We start from the raw sequence: 16847 nt of genomic DNA, 5'->3' as shown, positions 1-16847 counted from the left end.
GACTGAGCTGCTGACCCGGGGAGTGAGTTCGGGTACGATCCAGCGGCCGTGAATGCCTACGCCCTGCTCGCGATCGCGACCGTCACCGTGGCGACGGTCGCCATCGGCGCGTGGGGGATACGGCTCGTACGTGGCACGTCCGACCTGCTGGTCGCGTCGCGGATGGTCAGCCCGACGCAGAACGCCGCCGCGATCGGCGGGGAGTACCTGTCGGCGGCGAGCTTCCTCGGGGTGGCCGGGCTGATCCTGGCGTACGGCGCGCAGATGCTCTGGTACCCGGTCGGATTCGCCGCCGGTTACCTGGCGCTGCTGCTGTTCGTGGCCGCGCCGCTGCGCCGTTCGGGCGCGTTCACCCTGCCCGACTTCTGCGAGGCCCGGCTCGCCTCGCCCAGGCTCAGGCGGCTGGCCACCGCGTTCGTGCTGTTCATCGGCTGGTTCTACCTGCTGCCGCAGCTGCAGGGCGCGGGCCTCACGTTCCGCATCGTCACCGGCGCGCCGAGCTGGGTCGGCGTGGTGCTGGTCGGCGCGGTGGTCACCGGCAACGTCGCGTTCGGCGGCATGCGCTCGGCCACCTACGTGCAGGCGTTCCAGTACTGGCTGAAACTGTTCGCGATCGCGGTGCCCGCGTTCTTCCTGCTGGCCCGCTGGAACGACGACGGGCGGCCCGCGATACCCGTCGACGACGCGTGGCTGGCCCCGGCCGGTGGCCTGGTCGCGACGTACTCGCTGATCCTGGCGACGTTCCTGGGCACCATGGGCCTGCCGCACGTGCTGGCCCGCTTCTACACCAATCCCGACGGAGGCTCGGCCCGGCGCACCACCACCATCGTGCTCGGCCTGGTCGGCCTGTTCTACCTCTTCCCGACCGTGTACGGGGTGCTCGGCCGGGTCTACACCCCGGAACTGGCCACCGGACGCAACGACACCGTGGTGCTGCTGCTGCCCGCGGCCGCACTCGGGCCCGGCCTGGCCGCTGACGTGCTCGGCGCGCTGGTCGCCGCGGGCGCCTTCGCCGCCTTCCTGTCCACCTCGAACGGCCTGCTCACCAGCGTCGCCGGGGTGCTCGCCAACGACGTGCTCGGCCGGGGACGCCTGTCGTCGTGGGGGCCGCTGCCGCTGTTCCGCACGGCGGCGCTGTTCGCGGGCGCGGTGCCGATGGGGCTCGCCCTGGCCGTGCACGGGCTGAACGTGTCGCAGGTGGTGGGGCTGGCCTTCGCCGTGGCCGCGTCGAGTTTCTGCCCGATGCTGGTGCTCGGCATCTGGTGGCGGGGACTGACCGCCGCGGGCGCGGCCGCGGGCATCCTGGCCGGCGGCGGCAGCGCCGTCGTCGCCGTACTGTGGACGATCTTCGTGCCGCCCTCGCCGGGCCTCACGGCGGACCTGCTGGCCCAGCCCGCCGCGTGGACGGTGCCGCTGGCGTTCGCGGTCATGGTGTCGGTGTCACTGGCCACCCGAAGGCGCGTGCCCGGGGCCGTCGGCGCCATGCTGCTGCGGCTGCACGCGCCGGAAACCCTGCACACCCCGGAGACGCAGCGCAAATCCGAAACATCGCGGCTGTAGCGTGGCCGACGTGAGTGATCGAGTACGGGTCGACCTCGCCGCACACCGCCGGGTCCGGCCGCGTCCGGGGGCGCACGACGAGCTGGTCGAGCAGACACCGATGGGCGACGCGCTGGTGCGTGAACTGATGCGCGTGCAGCTCGGCCTCGCCCTGCGGCTGGCCGCCGTCGTCGCGGTCGCGCTCGGCGGGATGCCGCTGCTGTTCACCCTGTGGCCTGCCGGCACCCACGTGGCCGTGGCCGGCATGCCGCTGCCCTGGCTGCTGCTCGGCGTCCTGTCGTTTCCGTTCCTGGCCGGGGCCGGCCTGGTCTACACCCGGCTCGCCGAACGCAACGAGGCCGACTTCGCCGCCCTCGTCGGCCGCCCGGCCGAACGCGGCACGACCGGTTGAGCCGACACCCAATGCCTGAGACGGCTTCGCGCTGCGGCAGAATCAGCTGATGATCAACCCGTATTCGCAGGCCGGTCATCGCGTGCGCTTCGACTGGGGGCCGAGCGGCGCTGATGTGGTCGGCGCGGGCGCGAGTGTCGTGGCGGTCGTCGACGTGCTGTCGTTCACCACTGCGCTCGCCGTCGCCGCCGACCAGGGAATCGAGGTCTTCCCCTACCGGTGGCGCGATGCGAGTGCTCAGGAGTACGCCCGCCGGCATGACGCGGTGCTGGCTGTCGGGCGCTCCCAGGTTGACGCGGAGCATCCGGTGAGCCTGTCGCCGGTGACCATCCGGGCGGCGTCCGGGGTGAGCAGGCTGGTGCTGCCGTCGCCGAACGGCTCGACGATCGCGCAACGCCTCGCCGAGGCAGGCGCGACCGTCATCGGGGTATCGCTGCGCAATGCCGCTGCGGCCGCGGCGTGGACCGCCTCCCGGCTGTCCGGCGAGCCGGACACGGTGGTGGCCGTGGTGGCGGCGGGCGAACGGTGGCGTGCCGACGAGTCGCTGCGGCCGGCGGTGGAGGACTTCTGGGGTGCCGGGGCGTTCGTGGACGCGCTGGACGCGCACGGGTTCGGTGCACTGTCGCCGGAGGCGGAGGCCGCTGCTGCCGCGTACCAGCGGGTGGCCGGCCGGTTGCCCGCTGCACTGCACGACTGCGCCAGCGGCCGTGAGCTGATCGGGAACGGGTACCCGCAGGATGTCGCGATCGCGGCCGAGGTCGGGGCAAGCCGGTCGGTGCCCGTGTTGTCGGGTGCGAGCTTCCGGGTGCAGCTCTCCGGTTGAGTAGGATCGGGCCGGATCGGCAAGTGCATCGACATCGGGTCTCTCCGTTCAACTGTCGTGGCGTACCTTCGCGGCCTGCTGCTTGTGCTCGTAGCACAGGGCGGCGGTCGGCTGGCCGCAGTTGCCGCACCAGGTGATGGGAACGCCGTCGGGTTCGCGGGACCGGCATGGACGGGACAGCACCCCGGCCAGGAGGCCGACGATGAGTCCGGCGATGGTGTCCAGGACGAACATGTGGTGCCTGCCTTCCCGAGATGTGGGGTGCCGGGACGGTGTGGGATGCGAGCCATGGGCCGTCCCGGCACCGGCTCCTACAGCGGTCCGCCATCCCTGCCCACGCAGGGCTGGTCCAGAGGAGACGGCGTCTGCGCGCCGAGATGGGCGATGACGCGTGCAGCGGCCCGCTCGGCGTGTTCGAGCATGGTCCGCAGCGGCGAGTACGCGACCCTGCTCGCAAGCTTGCGAGCCGTGTCCGCCTGGTCCAGTCCAGCGACGAGCAGCCGGGCTTGTTCAAGGGCACGAAGGACTGTCTGCATTTCGTGGGCAAGGTCCACGGGGTTGCTCATGACGACTCCTCGTCGACCGATGATCGACACACTGTGACATCAGATTGGTAATTACCTTTTCATCGTCCTCTTTGGTGAGTCAAGCGTTGGCGCTAGATTGGTTAGGACGTTTTCGCGTGAGGGGTAGGTCGACGTGCCAGGCCAGCCGAAGTACCAGCGCATTGCCGAACAACTACGCCGTCAGATCGATGACGGAGGCCTGCCGCCCGGCGCGAAACTGCCCACCGAGGAGGAGCTCCAGGCCGCATACGGCGTGTCCCGGCCGACCGTGCGCGACGCTACCGACGTGCTCCAGGCAGCGGGGCTGGTCGAGCGCCGCCCTGGCCGCGGTGGCGGGGTGTTCGTCCGCGAACAGGTGATGATCGAGGCGTACGCGTGGCGCGACGACCAGCCGATGAGCACCACGTCGGAGGCCGACCTGTTCTTCCGCACCGTGCGCGAGCAGGGCCACGAGCCCAGCCAGGAGTTCTCCACTCGCGTGGAGCCGATGCCGGCCGACTTCGCCGCTCTGCTGCACGTCGAGACGGGCAGTGCGGCTGCGGTGCGTCGCTGCCTGCGTTTCGTCGACAGCGTGCCGCACTCGATCCAGGACTCGTGGTACCCGCAGTGGCTGTGTGAGAAGGTCCCGGAACTGTTCAGCCCGCACAACATCGCCCAGGGCACGACCAAACTCCTCAGGGAGCGTGGCTACCACCAGGTTGCCGCCCTGACCACCACCAGTGCCCGCATGCCCACGCCCGTCGAAGCCGCCCTGCTGCAGATCCCCGTCGCGGCAGGCACGCCTGTGCTGCACAACGTGCTGACCGGCTACACCGCCGACCGGCCGCTGCGCATCTCCGCCGCTGCGTTCGCCGCGGACAAGGTCCGGCTCGTCTCGGCCCACGGCGACATCGAGAAGATCACCCGGTTCCGTCGATGAACATTCGGCGCGCGAGGGTGGCTGACATCGACACCATCCTCGACTGGCGCACCCAGCGCGCGGCCTGGCTGGCTGGACGCGGCAAGGCCCAGTGGCAGACACCATGGCCGCGCTGGGCCGTCGCCGCTGCTATCCAAGCCGGGCAGACCTGGCTGGCCTGCGAGGGTGACAATGCGGCGGCGTCGATAACGCTGACCGCACACACCGATCTCGAAGGGTTGTGGAAGTCCGACCGCACACCGGATGCCGACACCCTCTGGCACCCCGCCGACGATCCCGCCAACGCACTCTACGCGTCGAAGATGATGGTTCCCCTTGCGCACTCCGGTGCCGGGCTGGGCTCCGAGCTACTCGACTGGGCCGCTGGCCGTGCCTACGATGCCGGAGTCCTTTGGCTACGTCTCGACGCCTGGACCACCAACACTGATCTGCACGCCTACTACGCCGCGCTCGGATTCGAGCACGTCCGTACCGTTGCCAGCCGGGCCTCTGGCGCCTGCTTCCAGCGTCCGGCCCAGCCGTACCACGGAATGCGGCTTAATGAAGATCCATAACGGGGGTGCGGCGTCTCCCAGGAGCGGCGGGTCGTCGTCAGCGCGGTGAGGCCGCCCTGCCGACTACCGCATCAGCCAGGGAGGCGGCCTGATTCGCGTGGCGTTGGTCGGCGCGTGTGGCATGTTCAGTTCAGGTTGGCGGCGCGGGCCTCCAGGCGTTGAGCAGCGGTGAGTCCGCGTGACTACGCCTGTCACCTATCGGTGCAGCAGACCCGTCCTCTGACCGCGCCGTGGACTAGCGTCCTGCGCCATGCGGGTATGCCTCCTCCATCACGTCAGACACGCCAGGAACCTTGATGGCACGGTCGTGCACACCGAAGGTGGCGAGTTGATCTGGGATGAGCAGAGCGGCGACGAAATCACGCTTCTCGGCGTCTACTCATCCGACCAGCGTGCTCGAGAGCGTATCGAGCGGGCACGTCGACTTCCGGGGTTCGTCGACGAGCCGGACTGCTTCCTGGTCACGCCATACGAGCTGGACGAGGATCACTGGACCGACGGGTTCGTGACCATTCCTCACCTGGGCGCCCGAGCGCTCGAACTCGACCATGACGCCCACGCGGACGCCGCCTACGTGTCGCTGCTTCCCGTACCGGCCGGTGGCGTGCGGGAGAACGTCGTCGTGGAGAGGAAGGGCAGAGGCGACGTCGTCCTGGACTTCGACGGGGACGGCTTCCTCGTGGGTATCGAGATCATCGGCGCACGAGGCCTCATCCGGTCGCTGTCGACCTGAGGTGATGCGAGCGCGCCAAAGCCAGCCAGGTCCGAGCCGCTCTTTCGCAGGCCACTTCGTCGCGGCTCAGCGACCGAAGGCCAGGTAGTGGCGTCGCTGCTCGGGCTCCAGGTGCTCGATCGCCGCGCGCAGCAGGACGCGCGGCGCCGTAGCGGCGTACCGGTCGAGGTAGTACAGCAGCCGGGCGCGGTCGGTCTTGCCGGCCTCACGCAGCATGCCTCCGGTGGTCGAGGCGAGCATCAGATGGTCGTCGTCCGCCAGGATCTCGGCGAGCGCGAAGGTGTCGTCGACCTGCCCGTGGCGCAGAAAGTGCAGCGTGCAGAAGATCGCGATCCGGCGCTCCTGCGGCAGCGGCGACCGGGCCAGCCCGTAGAGCACGTCGCGGGGCTTGTCGAACAGGTGGCGGCCGACGACGTGGTGGGCGCTCACGTCCACCAGGTCCCAGGTCGCGATCCGGTCGGTGCGGCGCAGGTAGAGCTCGTACAACTCGCGCAGGCGGTCCGGCGTGGTCTGCTTGCGCTGCGCCTGGTGGCCCATGACGCTGACCGCGCCGACCCGCTCCTCGTGGGTCGCCCCGTCGAGGAGTTTCTCGATCTCGGTCGGTGGCAGGTGGGCGTACTCCTTGGCGAGTTTGAAGATCTCGCGCATGGGCAGCGAGCCGTCCGCGGACCGCAACCCGCTGAGCCGCTCGCGGAATTCGGCCGCGGTGAGGTTCACAGCGTGTATGAGACCACGTCCTGCACGTCGCTACAGCCCGGACCCGTGGACGCGGGAAGAAGTTCGCACCGGGCTCGAATCACGAGGGATGTGCAGACCCGCCCGGACCAGCAAGGCGCGGCCTACTCCTGACCGCGCGCCCGCTGATTCCTGCTCGTGCCCATCCACGGCACCGCTTAATGGCCCGCTGATGGCCCGGGATTCCGGCATCATGCACCGCATGAACGCGAGTGCGCAGACCTGGTCTTCACTGAATGTCGAAGCCATCGAACTGATCGAGGAAGACTGGCCGGGATGGGTACGTGTGCGCCTGGTCGACGCGGACGGTGTGCCGAGGATCTTCGAGGGCAAGCTTCCGATCTTCTTCGCCGGAGACGTGCCGACGTCGAGCACGACGTTGCCCGTGCCGGCTATGGTCCGCTGTCATGTGCTTCGTAGGGAACTGCTTGAGGACGGACGCGCCGTACTGATCGTCTCGACCGCCATCGATGGTGTCGAGACCGGTGACGGGCTGGACGAGTTCCGGGTGCGTGAGGACCAGGTCGAGGTGACCAACGGCTGACTGGCCGTCAGCTCGGGAATCGGGCAGATCAACGCGCTTGACCTCGGTTCGCCTGGATGAACGTGGTCCCGAGCGGCCTGGGTGCCCTCTCCTTCACCCGGGCTCATGGCCCGTGGACGGCCCGCCACATGGCCTAGATTCGATGCGCGCACTCCCGTATAACCGTGGCATGAAGTCGATCGACAAGACCCCGTTCTGGGCATGGCCGCTCGGGATTTTTGGGTGCGCCGGCCCTGTAGCCTTCACCCTCGTGGTGGACGGCCGGTGGATCGCGTTGCCGTTCCTTGCGGTCGGCATGGCCTACGCGGCTGGGCTGGGACGCGCTCTGCTACGGCGTAACCTCGTCGCCCGCGGCGTCGGCGTGGATGCGTGAAGGCGCAGCCAGTGGCATCAGCTCGGAAAGCCGGATCCCGTCGCGATCGGCCTGCCGCCTGATCTTCCTGCGCAGCTCAACGGGCGTGCGGCCATGGCTGATGGCACCCGCCGTTCCCGCCGCTTTCCCTCGGCAACGGGCACGGATCGGGCACGCTACGGGATGGTGTCTGCGTCCAAGTCAGCCATCAGCTGTGCATCCCAATCCGCCTGACGGTCCGCGTACTCAGCGAAGATTTGGCGGAGGCCGTCATGCTGCTCCCTGAGGACAAGGAACTGGTCGAGCAGGTCGAACAGCTCGTCATGAGCGGCGACTTCGGCTTCCGCCGGCAGGTGTCGGATCGATTGGAGCGCGGAGCCCGAGGCGAGCTGTAGAACCAACGCCGGCCAAGCGAACGAACTACGCTCATCGAGGCGGACCTGAAGCCACTCTCGGAAGCCTTCGAGCAGCATCCACCCGGTGCCGGCGTCGCAGCCGGTCACGAACGAGGTCGTCTCGGCGTAGATCTTGACGCCGAACATGCCTGGGCGCTGATGCACTGATCTGAACAGATCCGGAAGCTCTGCAGACCAGCGGAGCAGCTCGGGCGAGTTTGGTCGCGGTTGTCGATGAGGAGCTGGTGCCGGGCCGTCAACGCGGCTGGATCTGGGTGTGCTTCCTACCGATTGGAAGCGCTCGGACCGGACTGCAGTCAGCCGGTTCCCTGACCCTCTGCTGACTCAGCTCCCGACCCGGTAGCGCGCGCGGGGTGTCCTGCTTCTTGGGGTAGATCACGCCTCCAGCCGGCACTACGCGGCGGTCAGCTGACCGAAGAATGCAGTCAGCCGCTTGGCGTAGACCTGACGCTCCTCAAACGACGCCCAGCCGGCCAGTGCCCGCGATTGGTAGAGTTCGTCTCCCTCATAGCGGGGGAACACGTGCACGTGCAGATGCCAAACGTCCTGATATCCGGCAGGTTCGTTGTGCTGCCGGGTGGAGACGCCCTCGCAGTCGTAGGTCTCCCGGATCGCGATAGCCACCTCGCACACGAGATCACCTACGGCGCGGTAGGCGTCGGCTGGAATGGAATAGAGATTCTCGTGGTGGCCTGTCGGGACGACGAGCACATGCCCGAGGTTGTTTGGCCACCAACGTGGCGCGATCAGGGCCGCCGCGTACTCGGTGCGCCGCACGATGTCCTCAGGGGCATTGATCCCATCGCCCTGGCCTGCCAGAAGATTGCAGAACGGACACTGGTATCCGGTGGGCTCGTGCGTGATCTGCATCGGGCCATCCTACTTATGCGGTGCAGCGCCGCTGGGGTTATAGCACCGGCACCGTCTTTGTCGGAACTCGGGCGGAGCCTGTTCAGCGGAGGCTGGCGGCACGGGTCTCCAGCCGCTGGGCTGCGGTGAGTCCGCGTCGGCGATAGATGGCGAGGTTGACTCGCATGGAGGTGATCGCATCGCGGGTGCGGGCGGAGTGGATGCCGGTCATGCCGTCCAAGGCGGTGTTCCATGTCTGGCAGGCGGCTTCGACCTTGCCTTGGGCGCATTGGGTTTCGGCGAGGTCGGCCAGGGTGAGGGCGTGGATGCGCGGGTGGGTGGCTGGGTTCCAGCACCGGGCCGAGCGTCGTAGCTGCTCCTCGGCGGCTTTCAGGTCGCCCATCGCCTGCAGTGCCTTGCCCGACTGGTTGGCCAGGCGTGCTTCGGCGGGTCCGCCCAGTGACGCCCACTCCGGAGTGGCGTCGCCGAGGCTGCGGTCGAGCAGCCGCTCGGCCGTCGACAGCGCCGAGCGTGCTTCGCGGCTGCTGCCGTCGGCGGCGTGAGCGCGGGCGGCGGTCAGCCGGAACAGACTCTCGGTGTCGGGGTCGACGCGATCTTTCACCCGGTCGAGTGCTGCATCGGCCAGGTCCACGCAGTGTTCCCGCAGTCCGAGGTCCATCGCTTGGTGGGCGAGGATGCGCAGCCCGTACGCGGCGTGCGCATGCGGGTCGGCCTCGGACGCCAACTGTTAGGAGTACAGGTAGTAGCGCTGCGCCAGGCCCGAGAGCCCTAGGTCGTGGGCTTTCCAACCGGCCAGGTACGAAAGCTGCGCGGCTGCGCCGAACATCGACTTGCGCAGGGCCTCGGTGGCGAACGAGCTGCGCAGGTAGGCCGTCACATCGGTTGTCAGGTACTCGACGACGGCGCTTCGGGCGTGACCCCCTCCGAGGCGTTCGTCGGCGGTGTTGAATGCGACCGTCATCTGCCGTGCCGCGTCGATCTCGCCCTGCCCGACCGCGACAGCCGGACGGGTGCGTGCAGCGTCAGGGCGTGCGGCGATCTCCGGCTGCTGCAACGGCAGCACGAGCGCGGCGACCGAGTACGCGGCGCCCGAGATCAGCATGCGGCGGTCCACGTCCGCCCGCCCGAGTTGCGCGACGGCTGCGACCGGATCGCCGGGCAGGGCTGCCGGGTCGTAGATCGGTTCATCGCCTGAGCGTAGCCCGAGATCCGCCGCCGTGAGTGGACGCGCGAGCCGCCGCGACAGCGCTTCGGCGAGGTAGCCGGCAGTGCGCGGCTGGGGACGTGTCCCGGCGACCCAGTGCGCCACCGACGACTTGTCGGCCCTGAGGCTGTGGTCCCCGTTCTCCGCGGCGATGTGGCACACCGACCGTGCCAGCGCCTCATAGGAGACTCCGGACTGCGCGATCAGCCGGGCGCCGTTGTCGCGCAGGGTCACGCCGAACCGGGTGGCCGGCACCATGAGCGTCGCGGCCGTCGCAAACCCTTTCTGCTTGGGCGCGGTGAGCTTGCGATGCTCGTACTCGTAGGCCTTCAGGCCCTGCTCGGGGTGGTCGCGGTGCTCGGCCGGCGTCCGCGCGAGCGTGTACGCCCCCCGCCATCGCCAGGCTCGACCCCTCGCCGAACGGCGACACCGAGGACGCGGCGTCGCCGAGCAGCCCGATGCGCCCTCGGGACCAGGTGTCGAGGCGCACCTGGCTAATGGTGTCAAAATAGAGGTCTCCGGCTTCGCGTACCCGCAGACACCGGGTATTCGGAGTGCGGCTTCAGCCGGTAGCCGGATCGTGAAAGTGCGCGGCATCGTAGGGGCGCTGTCCGGCCGCGCAGTGGTAGCAGTGCTCGACCACGTTGTCGGAGTTGTACCACTCGTGGTCACCGCAGTCGTCGTTCGGCTTCCCGGCGACTCCCAGGTTGACCATCAACCAGGGCAGCCGCCTGCGCAAGCGGGTGCGGCGCCTGAACCTGCCGGGGAAATCCGTCACCGCGGCAAGGTACGGCAACCCACCGGCCACCACCACCAGTTTCGGAGCCGCCCTTCACCTCGTACGCCGACGCTCGGTCGCCTGGACGCGACAGCAACCGGGGTTTAGAATTTCCTTAACCCTGGGGAGGGCGTATGCAGTGGGAGATTCTGATGACCTTGCAGGTCGAAGGATTTCTGGATGATCTATATTCGAGTGACCGGGAGAGCCATCGTCTCGTGAATCAGGCCATTCTCGTGCTGGAACGCAACGGTCCGGCAGAAGGGCGCCCACTGGTCGATACGGTGACGTCGTCGAGGATCGCCAACATGAAGGAGTTGCGACCGCCCTCGGCCGGCCGGTCGGAGATTCGGATTTTGTTCGTGTTCGACCCATGGCGCTCGGCCATCCTGCTCATCGCAGGTGACAAGTCCGGCGAATGGGCCGGGTGGTATCGATCGGCGATACCTGATGCCGAATCTTCCTATGCGACCTACCTGAAGGAACGTGAACAGGAGAGCCGTGATGACAGAAGCTAGGCGTTGGCGCGACACCGATCATCTCGAGCGCGCGGTGGAGTCGGCCGGCGGGCGGGACGCCTTCGACGCGGCCATGGGCGCGATGCTCGACGAGGTGCGCGGCTGGCGGTTGGCCGAGATGCGCAGGCGTCGCGGCCTGACGCAGGAACAGGTGGCCGAGCGCATGGGCGTGTCGACGGCGCGGGTCTCGCAGATCGAGAGCGGTGACGTTTCGACTCGTGAGGTCCTGAATCGGTACGTGGCCGCGCTGGGCGGCACCCTGAAGCTGATCGCCGACTTCGGCGACGAGCAGTTGAAGGTCGCCTAGCTCGGTGCCCGCCCCGCCGATGCCCCGCCTACACTGCACCGATGCCCCGCGACCTGCGCGACCTTCCGTGCCACTGCCACGTCTGCGACCCGCCCGCGCAGACGAGCGAGCGCCAAGCCCGCATCACCCGTGACGTGAGCGCCCACGGCTGGCACGTGGTCGGCGTCCGGGAAGAGGAGCCCCTGCCGGCATGGGGATACTCGATCGGCCTCTGGCACACGCACCGCAGCCTGGAGCTCGCCGTCTTCGGCCTGCGTGCGCAGACCTGCATGCAGCTGATCAACGCGGCCGGTGACCTCGTCAAGGACGGCCGCGAGTTCCACCCCGGCGACCGGGTCGACGACGTGATCAACAACTACCCGGTGGCCGTCAGGTACATCCACAACAGCTGGTACGGCGACCTGTTCGGGCAGGCGCTCGACTTCTACCAGCAGCCACCGCTGGCGTTCCTGCAGTTGGTGTGGCCGGACAAGCAGCACAGATTCCCCTGGGACGACGGCGTCGACGAGCACTGCCGCGACGTCCAGCCGCAGCTGTGGCTGCCGTACGACGAGCATCCGGACGGACCGTGGCGGCGGTTGCGCGACAGGGAGCCGTGGCTGTTCAGCGGCGGCTGTCCGGACGACATGGTGTACACGACGAAACGCGTCATGGCCGGGGAGGCGACGGTGACGGGCGTCGTGCACGACACGGACGGCGACTGGCAGTTCCTCGACGGCGGCAGCACCGAGGACGGGGACGCGGTCCTGGTCCACCTGCGGCACGTGGTCGAGCGGCAGCCGCACGTCGTGGCGCTCGGCGACCTGCCCCTCGGCACCCAGTCCTGGCAGCAGAACGACGGCAGGTGGGTGCGGTTCCCGCACGTGTTCGCCAATGAATGACCAGACGGGCGGCACGGTCCGGGTGGACCGGAGTGCGGCGTTCCGGGCCAACGGCGTGTGGAGCCGGGAGGGCACGCTCCCGTTCCCGCTGTCTTTCCACGCCACGTCCACGGGCGGCGTGCACTGCGTCGACGCGACCGCCGCGAGCATCTCCGAGCTCGTGGACCTGCTGGCGGCGTTTGCCCGAGGCCAAGCCGTCGTGCTGAACGTGGGCACGAACGACTGGCGGGACGGTGACGACGAGGATCTGCCGCTCGGGCGGATCGCCGGGGAGCAGGGCGTGACCGCCGAGGTGCACGACATCCGGTGGGCGGCCTCCCGGTACCGGTCCGACGATCTGCTGGTGATGCCGTGGTCGCGGATGCCGCGGTTCCTCGACGGCTGGTATCCGTACGACATCGAGGTCCTGGATGTGGCCGGGCCGCTGACGTCGGCCGAGGTCGAGGAGCTGGCGCTGGCCGTCAACACCCACGATGTCGGGAAGGCGCCGATTTTGCCGGCGCTGACGGGTGCGGGCCTCTGGTTCAGCGGACACGACGACTGCTACCTCAGCCTGGAGGCGACGTCGGCCGACCTCCCGCCGCTGCTGTTGGCCAGACTGCTCGCATGTCAGGCCGGCGCGGCGCTGATCGAGGCCGCGGACCCGGAGGGGACGGAGGCGGACGCCGTTCTCACGGTGCCGCAACCTCCGACGGCGCTCGCCGCCGAGCTGCTGCGAATCGGCGGCAGCTGGGTGGGCAAGGTCGCGCACGTGCAGGCGGGCGGGTGTGTCGAGCTGGCGCTCGCGGCCACGGACACCCGCTGGCGCCTGGCGGACCGGTTGCCCGATCTCATGCCCTATGGGCTGACGTTGGACGTGGTCAACGGCAGTTGGAGCCAGCACTTGCCCTAGCGGGCGGACGCCATACCGCAGGGTCCGGTCGTGGTGTTATGACCAAACTGGAATACCGTGCTGGGCAGGGCGGACGCGCTCCGGGAGAGTGAACTGTCGCGATGCGACAGCACGCCTCTTCTGTCCGCGCGCCGCGACCCATAGCATTCTGGCCATGAATGCATCGAAGCTGACTGCCGTCGGCGGCAAGCGGCTCGCCGTGGCGCTGGCCGCCGCGGTCGCGGTCGCCACCGGCGTCGCCACCATGTCAGCTTCGGCGGCGGCCCCGCTGACGGTCGCCGCAGCACTGTCCGCTCAGGACGGCCGGTCCGCCACGGTCGCCGGCTACATCGTCGGCCAGCCGACCGCGACGAACACGGTGATCAAGTCCGGGTTCACCGGTGACACCGCGATCGCCATCGCCGATTCGGCGGCCGAGTCGAGCACCTCGCGCATGCTGTACGTGCAGGTCACCGCGGCATACCGCAGCACCTTCGGGTTGCAGAGCAACCCCGGGCTGATGGGGCGGCAGGTGACCGTCACCGGCACGCTGACGGCGTACTTCTCACACGGCGGGCTCAAGGACCCGACCGCGATGAGCCTCGGCGGCGGCTCGACGCCATCGCCCGCGCCCAGCTCGTCGAGCGGACCATACGACCCCACGTACTACGCGAGTGCGCTCGGCAAGACCGGCCCTGCGCTGCGGACCGCGCTGCACAGCATCATCAAGGTGCAGACGAAGATCACTTACGCGCAGGTGTGGGAGGGGTTGAAGGCGACCGACCAGGATCCCAACAATTCGGCCAACGTCATCCTGATCTACAGCGGGCGCTCGCAGAGCAAGACCACCAACGGCGGCGGGGTCAATGACTGGAACCGCGAGCACGTCTGGGCGCAGTCGCACGGTGACTTCGGCACCGCCACCGGCCCCGGCACCGACCTGCACCACCTGCGCCCCGAGGACGTGACGGTCAACTCGACGCGTGGCAACAAGGACTTCGACCTGGGCGGCTCGTCCGTCGGCGAGGCGCCGGGCAACTACACCGACACCGACTCGTGGGAGCCGCGCAACGCGGTCAAGGGCGACGTCGCACGGATGCTGATGTACATGGCCATCCGGTACGAGGGCGAGGACGGCTGGCCCAACCTGGAGCTGAACAACTCCACCAGCAACGGGTCGGTGCCCTACATCGGCAAGCTGTCAGTGCTGCTGCAGTGGAACCTGCAGGACCCGCCGGACGCCTTCGAGAAGCGCCGCAACCAGGTCATCTACGACAGCTGGCAGCGCAACCGGAACCCGTTCATCGACCACCCGGAGTGGGCCACCGCGATCTGGGGCTGACAGATCGGTCAATGATCAGACGTACTACCTGTAGGCGCTGCCGTCGGGGTCATGAGCTGCGGTCGACCGCAGCTCATGACCCCGAGACGTCGATCAGCGTCCGTCGCCGTATGGGCAGCGCGTGATCGTGACGAAGTTGTCGTAGTGGTCGCGGTAGGTCTGCGTGAACGTCGACGGCGCGCACAGCGCCGCACGGGCGCGCATGTCGGCGGCGTCCTTCTTGGTGATGTACCCGGCCGCGGCGTAGTCGGCTAGCCGTTGCGCGAACGCGTCGAGGTATGCGCGGTGCGAGCTGAACCCGATCTCCGCGATGGACCTCACGTTGTCGTAGCCGCCGATGAAGTCGCCGACGAACCGGGCCTCGCCCAGTTCGAGGAACGGCAGCCGTGGCACGGGCCGGTTCTGGGTGTCCAGGACCAACGCGTTGCCGCTTGCGTCGCGGACCACCTCGCTGCCGTCCTTCTGCAGGTGGTAGCTCGCCGGCGGCGGCGTGCCGTGCCGCACCCACCGGTCAGCCTGCAGGAAGTGCGCCCGCAGCGCCGGCACGTACGACGCGGGTGTCGTCCGGTCGAGTTCATCGGACACGTCGAGGTCGTCAGGGATGTGCGGCGTGCCGGCCACGGCGTAGAAGCGGTACTGGCCGGGGACGACACCCCTGTCGATGAGGTTGCCGGAGACGTCGATCTCGGAGTTGACGATGATGACCTTGCCCGGGTATGCGCCGGCCTGCAGCGCGAGTTGCGGGTCGGTGAACTCGGTGGTCACCGCCAGGGCCAGATCGGACACTCCCGTGGCGCGGCCGGTCGTGACGAGGTCGAGCACGGGGATGGTGGAGTCGGAGAGCCCGGCCAGGTACCTCCGCTTGATGGAGCCCAGGACGGCGCGCGCCTGATCGTCGACCGCGAGGGTACGGGCGAACTCGGCGATGATCTCGTGGTCGGTGCGCCCGTTCTCCTCGACGAACCCGCCTTCGATGAACACTCCGGGCACGGTCGGATCGAGGATGCGCAGGTCCGCGCCCGGCCCGAACGATGCGGTGCTCCAGCCGATCCCCGCATGGGTGAACCCGTTGCCGAAGATCAGGTCGGGTTGCAGGCGCTGCTCGAGAAGCCCGAGCCCGATGGCGAAGTGCGAAGGCTCCACGATGACGGTCCCGTCGCCGTGGCGGGGGTGCCCGCTGGTCGACAGCCGGTACGGCACCCGGAACGCGCCGGTGGACGTCCGTCCCTCGAAGATGCCGTCGTACCGGCAGTAGGAGACGCGCCCGGCCTGCACGCGCGTGGCGGTCGGCGGCAGCAGCCGTCCCGGTGCGGCAGCCGGCGGATCCTGACTGGCCCGTGTCCGGGCGGCCCCGGCCGCGGCTGGCTGCCCGGACGGATGCCCCGGCCGCGGGTCGAGGTCGCAGCCGCGACCATCACCGTGGTCGCCGCCCGCGGCGGGGCCGGCGGCACCGCCATGACCGGATGCCGCCACCGCGGCGATCCACCGTTGGGGAGTGCTCCCCGGCGCAAGCGGGCTGGCGGCCGCCGCAATGCCGGGCCACAGGATCAGTCCGGCGACCAGGCCGGTCCAGACGACCCGGCTACGTCCGGCGCCCGGCCTGGATCGTCCGTTGGGACACCGGGCGCTGTGAACATGGTGTGGACGGGCTCTGCCCGCCTCGATGATCATCACGTTTCATACATACCATCCCAAAGCGCATCGTTTGCCCGAATAGCGCACCAGCACTCCGGGGAGACAGCAGGTCCGGGTACGGGGCGTATCTTGGCGGCTTGCCTGCTGCTCGAGCTGCTTCGGCTAGCGGACCAGCCCGGCGATGAGATTGATCGCCCCCGCGACGATCACCACCCCGAACAGGTACGCCACCAGCGCATGCACCAGCACGGTCCGCCGTACCCGCCGGTCGCGCAACGTCGTGTCCGACACCTGGTACGTCATCCCGATGGTGAAGGCCACGTACGCGAAGTCGCGGTAGTCGGGCTGCTCCTGCTGCTGCGCTCCGAACTGGATCGCGCCACCCGGCGAGCGGAAGTACAGGTGCGCGTAGCGCAGTGTGAACACGGTGTTGACCACGACCCACGAGACGACGACCGTCGACCCCGCGACCGCGACGAACAGTCCCCGTAGCGAGCCGCTGGACAGCCCGGCCAGCCGCAACGCGACGAAGACACCGGTCAGGCTGGCCACGCTCGCCGCGAGCAGCAGCAGCGTGGCGGAGCCACGGCTCTCGTCCTCGCGTACGGCGAGCTTGCGGGTGGTGGCGCCGTTCGCCCTGATGATCATCGGCCAGGTCGCGACCAGGAAGGTCAGTGCCATCACGTTCCAGCCGCCGATCGCGGCCAGCTCCCAGGATGTGATCATGGCCAGTGCGGCCCCCGTGACGATGCCGAGGCACGCCACCACGGCAGCGCGCCGCAGCGCCGGGGCGTGCCAGCCCAGCCACCGGTGATACAGCGTCGGGGACGGGACGTCGGCCATGAATC

21 protein-coding genes and 1 pseudogene are annotated in these 16847 nt (G+C 69.0%); 13 read left to right on the top strand and 9 right to left on the bottom strand.

Features of this window, described 5'->3' with window-relative positions:
- Positions 1-48: 48 nt before the first annotated feature.
- From FLL47_RS36240 to FLL47_RS36230, 3 genes are read left to right on the top strand one after another with little or no spacing between them, the layout of a single operon-like run.
- Positions 49-1560 carry a sodium/solute symporter gene (locus FLL47_RS36240; RefSeq protein WP_144127178.1) on the top strand — a complete coding sequence of 504 codons (1512 nt, stop codon included), beginning with the start codon at positions 49-51 and terminating at the stop codon, positions 1558-1560.
- A gap of 10 nt (positions 1561-1570) precedes the next feature.
- A complete protein-coding gene (locus FLL47_RS36235) occupies positions 1571-1951 on the top strand; it encodes a hypothetical protein (protein ID WP_144127177.1) in 381 nt (126 codons plus the stop codon).
- A 49-nt stretch (positions 1952-2000) separates the two neighbouring features.
- Entirely contained in the window at positions 2001-2774 is a 774-nt protein-coding gene (locus FLL47_RS36230; RefSeq protein ID WP_144127176.1) for a 2-phosphosulfolactate phosphatase, read from the top strand.
- Positions 2775-2822: 48 nt separating this feature from the next.
- Here the strand turns inward: FLL47_RS36230 and FLL47_RS36225 are convergent, their stop codons facing one another.
- Together FLL47_RS36225 and FLL47_RS36220 are read right to left on the bottom strand one after the other, a co-directional pair.
- Positions 2823-3008 (bottom strand): hypothetical protein, encoded by a 186-nt coding sequence (locus FLL47_RS36225; protein WP_144127175.1) that lies wholly within the window; start codon positions 3006-3008, stop codon positions 2823-2825.
- Positions 3009-3085: 77 nt separating this feature from the next.
- Complete coding sequence (locus tag FLL47_RS36220; protein WP_186316121.1) at positions 3086-3340, bottom strand: hypothetical protein; 255 nt, start codon at positions 3338-3340, stop codon at positions 3086-3088.
- A gap of 133 nt (positions 3341-3473) precedes the next feature.
- Between FLL47_RS36220 and FLL47_RS36215 the strand changes: the two genes are divergently transcribed.
- The 3 genes from FLL47_RS36215 to FLL47_RS36205 all read left to right on the top strand — a co-directional run bounded on the left by FLL47_RS36215 (position 3474) and on the right by FLL47_RS36205 (position 5546).
- The gene (locus FLL47_RS36215; RefSeq protein ID WP_144127174.1) at positions 3474-4259 is read left to right on the top strand and encodes a GntR family transcriptional regulator; all 786 of its coding nucleotides are present in this window, start codon (positions 3474-3476) and stop codon (positions 4257-4259) included.
- 17 nt (positions 4260-4276) lie between these two features.
- Positions 4277-4813, top strand: a complete 537-nt coding sequence (locus tag FLL47_RS36210) for a GNAT family N-acetyltransferase (protein WP_246159117.1) — start codon at positions 4277-4279, stop codon at positions 4811-4813.
- Positions 4814-5141: 328 nt separating this feature from the next.
- Positions 5142-5546, top strand: coding sequence for a DUF2283 domain-containing protein (locus FLL47_RS36205; protein WP_222106365.1), 405 nt, complete (start codon positions 5142-5144; stop codon positions 5544-5546).
- Positions 5547-5612: 66 nt separating this feature from the next.
- Here the strand turns inward: FLL47_RS36205 and FLL47_RS36200 are convergent, their stop codons facing one another.
- The gene (locus tag FLL47_RS36200) at positions 5613-6263 is read right to left on the bottom strand and encodes a DNA alkylation repair protein (RefSeq protein WP_246159115.1); all 651 of its coding nucleotides are present in this window, start codon (positions 6261-6263) and stop codon (positions 5613-5615) included.
- Between the two features lie 220 nt (positions 6264-6483).
- On the opposite strand from FLL47_RS36200, the gene FLL47_RS36195 reads away from it, so the two are divergent.
- Together FLL47_RS36195 and FLL47_RS36190 are read left to right on the top strand one after the other, a co-directional pair.
- The gene (locus tag FLL47_RS36195; RefSeq protein WP_144127172.1) at positions 6484-6825 is read left to right on the top strand and encodes a hypothetical protein; all 342 of its coding nucleotides are present in this window, start codon (positions 6484-6486) and stop codon (positions 6823-6825) included.
- A gap of 169 nt (positions 6826-6994) precedes the next feature.
- Positions 6995-7198 carry a hypothetical protein gene (locus FLL47_RS36190; protein ID WP_144127171.1) on the top strand — a complete coding sequence of 68 codons (204 nt, stop codon included), beginning with the start codon at positions 6995-6997 and terminating at the stop codon, positions 7196-7198.
- A 155-nt stretch (positions 7199-7353) separates the two neighbouring features.
- Here the strand turns inward: FLL47_RS36190 and FLL47_RS36185 are convergent, their stop codons facing one another.
- The 4 genes and pseudogenes from FLL47_RS36185 to FLL47_RS36165 form a co-directional block, all read right to left on the bottom strand.
- Complete coding sequence (locus FLL47_RS36185; RefSeq protein WP_144127170.1) at positions 7354-7719, bottom strand: hypothetical protein; 366 nt, start codon at positions 7717-7719, stop codon at positions 7354-7356.
- Positions 7720-7986: 267 nt separating this feature from the next.
- Positions 7987-8463, bottom strand: a complete 477-nt coding sequence (locus tag FLL47_RS36180; protein ID WP_144127169.1) for an HIT family protein — start codon at positions 8461-8463, stop codon at positions 7987-7989.
- An 82-nt stretch (positions 8464-8545) separates the two neighbouring features.
- Positions 8546-9901, bottom strand: a pseudogene (locus FLL47_RS45370) (NsdA family TPR-like regulatory protein).
- Between the two features lie 328 nt (positions 9902-10229).
- A complete protein-coding gene (locus FLL47_RS36165) occupies positions 10230-10445 on the bottom strand; it encodes a hypothetical protein (RefSeq protein WP_144127166.1) in 216 nt (71 codons plus the stop codon).
- Positions 10446-10579: 134 nt separating this feature from the next.
- Between FLL47_RS36165 and FLL47_RS36160 the strand changes: the two genes are divergently transcribed.
- The 5 genes from FLL47_RS36160 (at position 10580) to FLL47_RS36140 (ending at position 14364) form a co-directional block, all read left to right on the top strand.
- Entirely contained in the window at positions 10580-10963 is a 384-nt protein-coding gene (locus FLL47_RS36160) for a type II toxin-antitoxin system RelE/ParE family toxin (RefSeq protein WP_144127165.1), read from the top strand.
- Entirely contained in the window at positions 10950-11270 is a 321-nt protein-coding gene (locus FLL47_RS36155; protein ID WP_144127164.1) for a helix-turn-helix domain-containing protein, read from the top strand. Before FLL47_RS36160 ends, FLL47_RS36155 begins: the two co-directional genes overlap by 14 nt.
- 41 nt (positions 11271-11311) lie before the next feature.
- On the top strand, positions 11312-12151 hold the full coding sequence (locus FLL47_RS36150) for a DUF4262 domain-containing protein (RefSeq protein ID WP_144127163.1): 840 nt from the start codon (positions 11312-11314) through the stop codon (positions 12149-12151).
- Positions 12144-13043, top strand: coding sequence for a hypothetical protein (locus FLL47_RS36145; protein WP_144127162.1), 900 nt, complete (start codon positions 12144-12146; stop codon positions 13041-13043). Before FLL47_RS36150 ends, FLL47_RS36145 begins: the two co-directional genes overlap by 8 nt.
- Positions 13044-13197: 154 nt before the next feature.
- The gene (locus FLL47_RS36140) at positions 13198-14364 is read left to right on the top strand and encodes an endonuclease (RefSeq protein ID WP_144127161.1); all 1167 of its coding nucleotides are present in this window, start codon (positions 13198-13200) and stop codon (positions 14362-14364) included.
- Positions 14365-14457: 93 nt separating this feature from the next.
- Here the strand turns inward: FLL47_RS36140 and FLL47_RS36135 are convergent, their stop codons facing one another.
- Positions 14458-15837 (bottom strand): alpha/beta hydrolase domain-containing protein, encoded by a 1380-nt coding sequence (locus FLL47_RS36135; protein WP_144127160.1) that lies wholly within the window; start codon positions 15835-15837, stop codon positions 14458-14460.
- A 324-nt stretch (positions 15838-16161) separates the two neighbouring features.
- Positions 16162-16842 (bottom strand): DUF1345 domain-containing protein, encoded by a 681-nt coding sequence (locus tag FLL47_RS36130; protein ID WP_144127159.1) that lies wholly within the window; start codon positions 16840-16842, stop codon positions 16162-16164.
- Positions 16843-16847: the final 5 nt, after the last annotated feature.

Source organism: Catellatospora sichuanensis (assembly GCF_007483665.1).
Lineage (GTDB): Bacteria > Actinomycetota > Actinomycetes > Mycobacteriales > Micromonosporaceae > Catellatospora > Catellatospora sichuanensis.
Note: the sequence above shows the minus strand (reverse complement) of the source record. Positions and strands in the feature narration are given on the sequence as shown.